Raw genomic sequence first — 1,555 nt, 5'->3', positions numbered from 1 at the left:
CGGAAATTTTCAAGGTGTTTGAGGCCAGCGGGTGTCAGGCGGCTGCGGATTCTGCGGCCGATGGTCGGTTGATCCAGGCGTCGGCGGGCAGGGCCAGGATCTTCGGGTCTCCGGTGGTGGAGAAGCGCTCGGGGTGAGTGGCACGGGCTGTGGCCAGGGCCGCTGAGCGCTGTTCGGCGACGGTGCTCGCGTGGCCGTAGTGGACGTCGGCGGGGGTGTGCAGTCCGATCCCGGTGTGGTGGTGGTCGTGGTTGTAGACCTCCACGAACCCGTCCATGAACGCCCGGGCGTCGGCCAGAGAGCCGAAGCGGTCGGGGAAGACCGGGGCGTACTTCAGGGTCTTGAACCACGCCTCCGAATAGGGATTGTCGTTCGACACGCTGGGTCTCGAGTGGGACCGGGTGACCTGCAGATCGGCCAGCAGGGCCGCGACCGGCTTGGAAGTCATCGAGGTGCCCCGGTCGGCGTGCACGACAGCGGGGATGCCGTGGATGCCGAAGATCCGGCGCATCATGTCCTCGGCCAGCGGGGCGGATTCCCGGGCGTGGATGTGGGCGCCGACGATGTAGCGGGAGTAGATGTCGATCATCACGTAGGCGTCGTAGTACACGCCCTTGACCGGCCCGGGGAGCTTGGTGATGTCCCAGGTGTAGACCTGCCCGGGCCCATCGGCCACCAGCTCGGGGATCGCCCTTGCCGGGTGGCGGGCCTGGCGCCGGCGTTCCTTTACCTGCGCGGCGGCGGCGAGCACGCGGTACATGGTGGAGATCGAGCACAGGTACACCCCGCGTGCCAGCAGGGTGGCGTAGACCTGGGCCGGTGGCTGGTCGACGAACTCGGCACTGTTGAGCACCTCCAGGACCCGGTCCCGTTCGACGGGACTGAGCCGGTTGGCCGGGGCCACGCCGTCTCGAGGTGCCGGGACCGGGCGGGCCGCACGACGGCCTGCGGTGGCCCGCGGGACTCCGGTCAGTTCCGCGGCCGCCCGGGTGGTCGTCCCTGCGGCGGTGAGCTCGGTGTAGGCGCCCATCAGCGCTTCTTGGGCTTGGGTTCCTCCGGCGCGCTCTCGGAGATCTGCTCCAAGAGCGCGTGTGCTTTTCCCATGATGTCCAGGGCGGTCTCGGTCGTGGCCAGTCGTTGCTGGGAAGCGGCCAGCTGGCGGCGCAGCCGGGCGATCTCGGCCTGCTCCGCACTCGGGCGGCCTACCGACTCGCCGGCGGTCTTGCCCTCGAGCACGCCGGCATCGCGCAGCCGGCGCCATTCGGAGATCAGCGAGGAGTACAGGCCTTCCCGGCGCAGGTACGCCCCACCCTGTTGTTCCTGGCAGGCCTGCTCGTAGGCGGCCAGGTGGGCCAGTTTCTGTTCCGGGGTGAACGATCGGCGCCGGGACGGGCCGCCGGCCCGGGGAGAGGAACTGCTCATTCCCCCATCATCGGTGACCGCGGACAACGGCGGAGCGAATGTGGAACTGCTCATGGTGGTCGATCCTGATCTCGCCCTGCGTCAGGCGAACTTGCTGTGAACCACTGGACTCAACTCACCCTGACACGCAGGG

At 68.9% G+C, this 1,555-nt stretch carries 1 protein-coding gene; it reads right to left on the bottom strand.

Annotated features, from left to right (window positions below):
- Positions 1–34: 34 nt before the first annotated feature.
- Positions 35–1,422, bottom strand: a protein-coding gene (locus tag ACPYN7_RS17935) for an IS3 family transposase (RefSeq protein WP_408669425.1) whose coding sequence is annotated in 2 segments (ribosomal slippage) — positions 35–1,062 and positions 1,062–1,422 — 1,389 coding nt in all. Because the reading frame shifts where the segments join, the coding sequence is not laid out codon by codon here.
- Positions 1,423–1,555 lie beyond the last annotated feature (133 nt).

Source organism: Kocuria sp. CH-021, from assembly GCF_049716185.1.
GTDB lineage: Bacteria > Actinomycetota > Actinomycetes > Actinomycetales > Micrococcaceae > Kocuria > Kocuria cellulosilytica.
Note: the sequence above shows the minus strand (reverse complement) of the source record. Positions and strands in the feature narration are given on the sequence as shown.